Here is an 8,790-nt window from a genome sequence, read left to right on the forward strand (position 1 = left end):
TTGTTTAATTTGTGACAGCGTTTATTTTGCCCCAAAGTTCGTTGTCAAAACCTGATACTGCAAAATTTGGATTTGCAGGGTCAGACGCATCTCCCATTCTTATAACTACCATTTTTTTACTTGGGATTACATAAATTCTTTGGTCATTCGCTCCCATTGCTGAATACATATCAGAAGGTGCATTTGGGACCAAGTAACCCTGATAAACTGTTTGCTCGCCTGGAATCATAAAACTAGTTTTTCCATTTAACCACCATAAATATCCATAAGAAGGATTGATATTTTGAAATGTTGAAATGCTCTCGTTAAAAAAGGTTTCATTTATGATTTGTTCGTTATTCCATTTTCCTTTATTCAATGCCATAAGACCAAACCTTGCCATGCTTCTGGTTGTGCTGTGGTAAATGGTAAAGATTGTTCCAAAATTCCAAAATCCTTCCATTCCAATTTTACTTTTTACTTTTTCATTAAAATAAGTTTCAAAAGTTTTATTGCTTGCATTGGCAACAACATCCGTTAATTTTTGAAAAATATTACTGTATGCCCACCGAGTTCCTGCATCTGCAACATAAGTTAAGTTGGGTTTAATAACATATTGTTTTGTATCATCATTGCCTGCTGTCATTGTTAGTAAATGTCTTACAGAAATTAGGTTTTCTTTTGCCAAAGGCATGCTTGTCCATGCTGTTCCCAAATAATTAGAAGCTTTGTTGTTAATGTTCAATAATCCTTCTTGTTGTGCAATTCCTGTTGTAGTGGCAACTAAGGTTTTACCTGCACTATTCCATTCCCAAGTAGTGTTTGCAGAATGACCATTAAAATACTCTTCCATTACAATTCTTCCATTTACTAGTATCATAAAAGATTTTGTATTTTTTTGAGTAAGAAAATCTCTCAATGGTTGAACTGCGTTTTGATTCCAACCCAAACTTGAAAGCGTTTTAGTTTCCCAAGTAGAATTTGTATTGGAAGGAAAATACATAGATTCAGATGATGTTGGCTGAATAATATCATCATTTTTACTACAACTCGAAATGGATAGTAACAGTAATAAAAGAATTGTAAAAGACTTCATAATCATTTTGATATCAAGTTTAACATATCAATTAGACAATTTATTTCCACAAAGGTTTAAAGTGTTTTAGTATTTTTGGTGTGTTATTTTACAATGACCACTAATAGGGAGGAAATTTGAATAAAACAAGTATATGTTCCTTTTTCATATTGGTAGCACATCTATACTTCAAGTTATCAATTTATAGTTAAAAAAACACCTTTTTTTAGAGTATTTTAATATTTTTAAGGCAGGCAAATTTTAGGTTCATTTTTCATCTATAAAAAATATAGCCCTTTTAAAAGGGCTGTATAGAAAAGAAATTTTTCTAAGTTTTACTATTTGCTATGCTTAAGTCTGAGTTGTGCAACAGTTACTGCTGTTGTGCGTTCGTTTTTTATTCATACAATGTTTTTTCCAAGTTCTGTTAGAGTAACAGTCCTATCGAAAACTGTCAAACATCCAAGTTTTTCTAACTTTTGTAGTGTGTCTAAAATTTGTTTTTGACTCAATAGATTTTTAAAATCTTCAATAATCTTTTCTTTCTCTAACTGACCTTTATAAAGATAGTTTATATGTCTTAAAAATTTGTCGTCTTGGTAAGTTATCCCTCTGAGAAAGCAGATTTTTAAATCATAGCCCTCAGATAATGCCTTGTCTAAGTATTTTAAAGTTCTTATGTATTCTAAGATATTGTTATGGTCTTTATTTTGTCTTGTTTCTAATTGATATGTAATACTATTATACTCTATTTCGTAAAACGACTTCGAAAACCTTCTTTCCATTTCATTTATCTTAGGTTTTTCGTAAATCATTAATTTGTTGTTTAACTCATTTAAAACATCATTTTTTAAGTTATTAATTTCAAATCTCCCTAATTTAAAAACTGTCAAAGAATTAATACTATCTATATTGTAAATTTGATGAATTTTGAAGTTAGAAATAATGATATAGCTGTATGACCCCCAAAAACCAATCTTCTCAGATTTTTCTGAATTTTCTAAATACAAAATTACTCCTTCTTGAATTAGGTCGTTTTTAACAAGTTTTTCATTCTGTTCTCTTGTTAAATGACAATTATAGCAGATGTCTTTTGGTAAAAATGGACTATCTGTTGGGATAATTAATTTTCCACAATCAACACATTTTATTGCTAAGTTTCTTTCTGTCCATTTTGGACAGTCGTCATCAGGTTGTTCTGGTGATGGAAAGTAAAACTCTAAATTATATTTTGATATTGCTTTTTGTCCAAATTCTTTTGCTAATATCGCTTCTGTCCATTGTCCTCCTGAAAAAACTCTGATATCATCGCCCAAAGTAATATGCCCTAATGAATGTCTTGTAACTTTCTTATTGAATAAATATCCTGTCTCAATGTAGATGTACAAGCATAAAAACCAACCTTGTGTATCTCCATCCCACAATGCTTCAAGAACAATTGGTTTTTCTCCAATTTTTTTTATTTCATTGTCTAATATTTCAAATGTGGTTATGTTAGGCATACAGTCTGTTTAAAATGACATGCAACGTCCGGCGGCTTTGCAAAGGTGGGGTTTAGAAATTACTAAAGTTCAAATTTAGCACAAAAGTTCAACAGAATTACTACTGTTGAACTTTGCACTTCTGCAGTGCTATTGCAAAACTGTTTGTTTTAGCCAGTTTTTTTATTCTTTGATTTTATACACTTCTGTTCTTTTAGTTGCGGTATGCCAAATATCAAATACAATCATTTCTTCATTTTTTCCCAATATTTTTCCTCTCATTTGAAAATGTTCAAAAATGAGAGTTATTGTGTCTTTATCCGATTGTTCAAATGTACCAATTAGAACTGAGTCCTCTATTTTACCATCATATCTTGTCTTGTCGACTACTTTTGTATGTAATTCTACTTTTTTGTTGAGCTGCTTGAATATTAAGCTTTTCAGAACAAGATATCCGTCAAAGTTTCCCCCTCCAACCCAGTCAATATAAGGTGCAGTAATTCCCTCAAAGTACTCTATATCATATTTCGGTACATTCATTTTTATTATATACTTTTAATAGTCAACTTCGCCAAGTTCAATTTCTCCGACTTTGAAGCCGAGTTTTTTAGTAGCAATTTCTTTAATTTGTTTTTTCCAATTATCCCATTCTTCATCATTGAAGCTAAACCAATGGGGAAGCCCAATCCTTAATTGTAAATTGTTGGTGGCAAAACCAAGCCATACTGGAGTCTCTTTATAAATTTCTGGTATCACCTTGTCCTAAATTTCTTTTGGTAAGTCATACCGAATATTTAGGTTCATTTCTTGTAATTTCATTTTACGGAGTACTCGTTAAAATTGGCTCCAACTCATAAATATACACTATATCCGTGTTTTTATTATAAAATCTGTTAATATTCATGTAAACATCAAATTATCAATATTTTATACAACAAACATACAGAATACACAATACACTTTTATAAATTATCTAATTAACTTTTTATCTTTTTGAAACTTTTTTCAGTGAGTGTATTGCAAATTATTTTCAGACCCTGATAATCTAACAATTCTTATAAAAATGGTCTAAAGAATTGCCCTTTTAAAAGGGCTGTATAAAAACATTTTTTCTAACTTTTTCTATTTTCTAATATGAAGTCTGAGTTGTGTAACAGTTACCCTTTTGTCATTACAATTTATTGTCGATAAGTTTTTTAGCTCTGTCGAAGTTAGTAAAACCGTTAAATAGCATTTCTATTTTTCCATTTTTTTCAAGTAAAACAGTTGGAAAGCTATTAGCACCAAGTTGTTGAGCGTATTCAAAGTCTTTGTATGCCTTGTTTATGTAGATGCTATCTTTCATTTTCTTATTGAACTCTGTTTTGTCATAACCAAGTTTGGCTGCATACGTGCCATAAGCTTCGTGATTTTCTGGCTCTATCCCGTCAACATAGTACATTTTATGAAGTAATCCAGCAAATTCAAAAGATTTTTCGGGATATTTTTCTTTCATAATGCAAAGGGCAATGGCAGGCGGTAATGAATTTAATACCATTGTTCCATCTTTAAGTGTTTCGTTTACGAAAGCATCGCCAAATTTTACACCGCAAGTTTCCTCAACTATTTTGTAGGCAGTTCTTATATAAGCTCCTGTTTCATTTATTGAACCAACATTTTTACCAATTCTTAAACCACCACTTACTACTTCAAAATCAATTTTATCTTGATAATGTTCTTTCAATTTTGCCATGGTAGGGCTGAAACCAAAGCACCAGCCACAAATGGCATCATACACGTAAATAATTTTTACTTTTTTCATTGCGTTTTTGCTTTGAGAGTTAGAATTCTTGATAGTGGAAAAAACTACCACTATCAAGAATAATGAGACTAATGCTTTATTCATTTGTGGTGCTCATTTTTTTAGAAAAGATGTAAGAAGTAATTATCAATACTAGTATGAACAGTGTAACTCCAATTTTATCTATACTATCGCCAACTGCAAAGTGAACATAATTTGCTCCAATAAAATAAAAGGTTATTCCAGCGTATGCCCACTCACGAAGAAGTTTCTGAGATTTAATTAAAATAGATACACTACCCGCTAATTTAGCTACACCAAAAAAAGGGAGCATATAAAAAGGAAAATGAATATGATTAAAACTCTCTCGAATGGCATCAATTTGTAGTAAATCGGCAATGCTACCTAAACCAACAAAGAATAGTACTAATGTTGTTGATATCCAGTAAATTATTTTTGAATAATTCATAATAAATGTTTAATTAAATGATTGAATATTTTGAGAGACCCATTCTTCAATGCTTGTCATTTTTATTGGAAGTTTTTCGAGAACTTCTGACAAGTTAGCTGAATGCATTATTGGATATTGCTTGGTGTCTGTTATTTCCTGATACATTGTTTCTGCACCTTTACCAGCACCTTCACCAAAAAGACCATCTAATATTTTACCAAACTCTTTTGGTGGCATTTGACGATATTGAACAGTTTTACTCAACGCAATTGAAAATTTATTAGCAAGTTGACTACCTGTTAAATTTTCTACTCCACTAACCTGAAAAGATTGTCCAGCTAATTGTGGACTATAAATAGCTTCTGCAACAAATGTAATTACATCTTTTGTGGCAATCCAACCTACGGGCATTTCTTCGGGTGTTGGATAGGTAACGGTTTGTTCATTTTTCACATAAGGTGCTGTCCAAGGCCCTAAAAGATTTTCGGCATAAACCGATGGCTGAATGATTATATGTGGAAGTCCACTTTGTTTCAGGTAGTCCGCTATATCTATACGAATGTCCAAAGAAGGATTACCAATTTTAACTGGCAGGATAAAACCACTCGTATTCCATACCAAAAGTTTAACATTGTTTTCTATCGCAGCATCAATTGCATTTTTGGCATAATCCAATCCATCAAGTGGATTTTCAAGAAAGAAAGGCACTAATAAAGAAATAGCATCAATACCTTTTGTAATTTCAAACAGCCTTTCTCTATTATTCATATTTGCAATAACAGGTTCTGCTCCTGCGGTTTTCAAAATTTCAATGTTTTCAGGTTGATGGGTTGTTGCAAATACTTCTGCTCCCTTGCTTTTTAGTGCGTTGATGACGGGAAATTGCTGTGAACCAGCTGCACCATAAACTAATACTTTCATATTTTTCATATTTTTTATTGTGAGTTATGATGCAAATATACTTACCTTTGCTATACAAAATATACTACTATACTTTAGTATAGTAGTATATTTTGTATAGTACCTTAAAAATTAGTAAAATGAAGTCATCAAAAGAATGTGTTGAATACATACGCCCAGTAAGAGACGTGTTAGATATTATCAATGGCAAATGGAAGTTGCCTATTCTCATAGCTTTATCGTTTGGAAATAAACGTTTTAAAGAATTAGAAAGAGATGTAGAAGGCATTACTCCAAAAATGCTGTCAAAAGAATTGAGAGATTTGGAAGTAAACCAACTTGTTATTAGAAATGTCTATGATACAATTCCTGTAATGGTTGAATACAGTTTATCTGATTATGGCAAGTCGTTAGATGATGTCATTGTTGCTTTGAGAGAGTGGGGCAAAAAACATCGGTCTAAATTATTTGCTAAGTCTTAGGATACTATCATTGGCTTGAAAAATCAGATATAGCTATTAAAGGTTTATTTTTGAATGCAGATGCAGGGCGTTGGTAAAGAAGAATGTAGCCAAGTTCGTCAAAAAAAGAGATAGAAGTTAATATTCCTCTCAATCAAAGAAATGGAGAAAAAGACCGTTTTGAAGTTTTTAGCTTCGCTGAACTCACTACGTTTGGTTGATGAGGTCTTGTATAAAAGAAGATTTGTGATAGAAAGAATTTTTGCTTGGATGGATGCTTTCAATATCACCACTATATTTATTATAAAAATTCTAATCTCTTAATCTGATTTATAATATTAGACAAACTCTACAGATAACTATATTTCAGCAATAAAACGTGACATTTCTTGAATTAATTTTTAAGTTCTTAAATAATTTAAATAAATCTATCAAGTAAAATAACGGCTTAGTAGTCCAAAATATGATTAAATTTACAATAAAAGAAAGAATTTTATTTATACAAAAAATAATTTACTTTTAAGATATATTTAAGAATTAAATGTAACACTTGCTAAGAAATTCAAAATCTATGAAAAAATTATTACTAAGCCTGCTTTTGATACTGTTTTATTTGTCTGCTTTTGCTCAACCTCAAGGTAATAGAGGACTGTTTTTTGATGGAGTGGATGACCAAGCTGTATTGGCTAATCCAATAGCATTAAATGATTTCACAATAGAATTCTGGCTTAAAACCAAAGATACAAGAGGAATAGTTGGTAATTGGTATGATGGTTTAGGATTAGTAGATGCGGATGCATCAGGTTCTAATCCTGATTATGGTGTTAGTTTAGCAGCAGGAAAAATAAAATTTGGCATAGCAGGAGGTGTAACATATTCAGAGACAACTGTAACATCTAACGCTCCTGTTAATGATGGAGCTTGGCATCATATTGCAGTTACAAGAAATGATTTAAGTGGATTAATGGAAATCTATATTGATGGTGTGCTGGATATTGCACAAACAGGTAGTGTCTTAAATCAGACTGTAGGTACAGTTCCTATTTCTATAGGTCGTGTAGCAAGTGCACCATCCACCCCTGATTTTTATTTTAATGGAGAAATAGATGAATTACGAATTTTTAATACTGTAAGAACACCATCTGAAATAGCAAGCGATAGGACAAACCCTATTGGAACAGGGCTTCCTGCTGAATTAGGTTTTTGGCAATTTGAGCAAGGTACAGGACAAACCATAACAAATGCTGGGGCTAATGGTGCTACCAATAATGGTACATTAGGAGGAACTATATCTCCAGAATCTGCTGACCCATTTTGGGCTTTGCGTGTAAAAAATACTGCTGATAGTGGTTCAGAGAGTTTAAGAGATGTGATAACCAATGCCAATACTTTAGCAGGACTTAATTATATAGATTTTAGTATAGGTACAGGTACACAAACAATATCTGTTATTTCTGCTTTACCTACCATTACTGATGCTGTTATCTTAGATGGAACGTCCAAAGAAGATTATGTACTCTTTAACCAAATGATTCAAATTGATAATGGGGCAAGTGTCATAAATGGATTAGTTTTTTCAGGCACAAATGCTTCTAATTCAATTGTTAGAGGGCTGCAAATTACGAATTTTAGACAACCTGCAACAACGGGTCAAGGGATTTCCATAAATAATGCGAACAATATTCAAGTAATCAATAATTTTATTAGTAATAATTTTAGAAACATTAATATTTTTACAGCAAATGCAACGATTATTAGGGGAAATAGAATAGGAACAAATTTAGCAGGAAATGCAACTTTTGGTACAGATAATTTAACAGGTATATCTTTGAATACAAATGTTACTAATACAATTATAGGAGGGGCAGGAATAGGTGAAGGAAATTTAATCTCTGGTAATGCATCAGGAGGAACCTATAATGGTATACGTATTCAAGGAGGTAATAACTCTATTATTTATGGTAACCTGATAGGAGTAAATGCCAGCAGAACAGCTTTTATACCCAATAGTACAGGTATTGCAATTGCAGATGGGCAGAATAATACTATTGGTGGGCTTGCTGCAGGGCAGGCAAATATCATTGCAGGCAATGGACAAGGAATTTCATATACTGGTGGGGTAGTTGTGGGTAATACTTATATTGGTAATGAGATATATTGTAATACATCTCAGCAAATGACATTGAGTGGGGGAAATAATAACCAAGCACCTCCAGTCATTACTTTAGCTAATAGTTCAGGTAATGTTTCAGGAACAGGAGTAACAGGAGATGTAATACATCTATATAAGAATCCTCCAGTTTTATGTAATGCATCTTCTACACAATTATATTTAGGCAGTGCTACTGTTGTAGGTGGTACATGGTCTATGTCTGGACTCCCTCTTTTGGCGGGTGATGTGATTGTTGGTACACAAACCAATCTAACCAATGGTAGTTCTGGTTATTCTGTGGCGTTTACAGTAATAATTACTACATTTTTTACATTGGGTAATACTAACTGGAATAGCACAACCAATTGGTCTTCAGACGGTTCGTCTACACCTTGTGGTTGTCGTCCACAAGGAGTAACAGGTGCAACGGTTACTATTCGTGCTGGGCATATAGCTACACTGAGCAACAATGCTGATTTAGGTACAAACAATACCATCAATATCCAAGACC

The 8,790-nt window shown here is 32.3% G+C and carries 8 protein-coding genes and 1 pseudogene; 2 read left to right on the forward strand and 7 right to left on the reverse strand.

Features of this window, described 5'->3' with window-relative positions:
* Positions 1-4 precede the first annotated feature (4 nt).
* The 7 genes from AD998_21730 to AD998_21760 all read right to left on the reverse strand — a co-directional run bounded on the left by AD998_21730 (position 5) and on the right by AD998_21760 (position 5,696).
* A complete protein-coding gene (locus AD998_21730; protein KOY84308.1) occupies positions 5-1,075 on the reverse strand; it encodes a serine hydrolase in 1,071 nt (356 codons plus the stop codon).
* 380 nt (positions 1,076-1,455) lie between these two features.
* Positions 1,456-2,556: a hypothetical protein gene (locus AD998_21735; protein ID KOY84309.1), complete on the reverse strand. Its 1,101-nt coding sequence runs from the start codon at positions 2,554-2,556 to the stop codon at positions 1,456-1,458.
* Positions 2,557-2,718: 162 nt separating this feature from the next.
* Positions 2,719-3,075 carry a hypothetical protein gene (locus AD998_21740; protein ID KOY84310.1) on the reverse strand — a complete coding sequence of 119 codons (357 nt, stop codon included), beginning with the start codon at positions 3,073-3,075 and terminating at the stop codon, positions 2,719-2,721.
* A gap of 15 nt (positions 3,076-3,090) precedes the next feature.
* Complete coding sequence (locus AD998_21745) at positions 3,091-3,291, reverse strand: hypothetical protein (protein ID KOY84311.1); 201 nt, start codon at positions 3,289-3,291, stop codon at positions 3,091-3,093.
* A gap of 415 nt (positions 3,292-3,706) precedes the next feature.
* Positions 3,707-4,420, reverse strand: coding sequence for a hypothetical protein (locus tag AD998_21750; GenBank protein ID KOY84312.1), 714 nt, complete (start codon positions 4,418-4,420; stop codon positions 3,707-3,709).
* Positions 4,413-4,784, reverse strand: a complete 372-nt coding sequence (locus AD998_21755; protein ID KOY84313.1) for a hypothetical protein — start codon at positions 4,782-4,784, stop codon at positions 4,413-4,415. Before AD998_21755 ends, AD998_21750 begins: the two co-directional genes overlap by 8 nt.
* Before the next feature lie 9 nt (positions 4,785-4,793).
* A complete protein-coding gene (locus AD998_21760) occupies positions 4,794-5,696 on the reverse strand; it encodes a hypothetical protein (protein ID KOY84314.1) in 903 nt (300 codons plus the stop codon).
* A gap of 110 nt (positions 5,697-5,806) precedes the next feature.
* Here AD998_21760 and AD998_21765 point away from each other — a divergent pair, with 110 nt between their 5' ends.
* Together AD998_21765 and AD998_21770 are read left to right on the forward strand one after the other, a co-directional pair.
* Positions 5,807-6,148 (forward strand): HxlR family transcriptional regulator, encoded by a 342-nt coding sequence (locus tag AD998_21765; protein KOY84315.1) that lies wholly within the window; start codon positions 5,807-5,809, stop codon positions 6,146-6,148.
* 685 nt (positions 6,149-6,833) lie between these two features.
* Positions 6,834-7,136 (forward strand): annotated as a pseudogene (locus tag AD998_21770) (hypothetical protein).
* Positions 7,137-8,790 lie beyond the last annotated feature (1,654 nt).

Source organism: bacterium 336/3 (genome assembly GCA_001281695.1).
Taxonomy (GTDB): domain Bacteria; phylum Bacteroidota; class Bacteroidia; order Cytophagales; family Thermonemataceae; genus Raineya.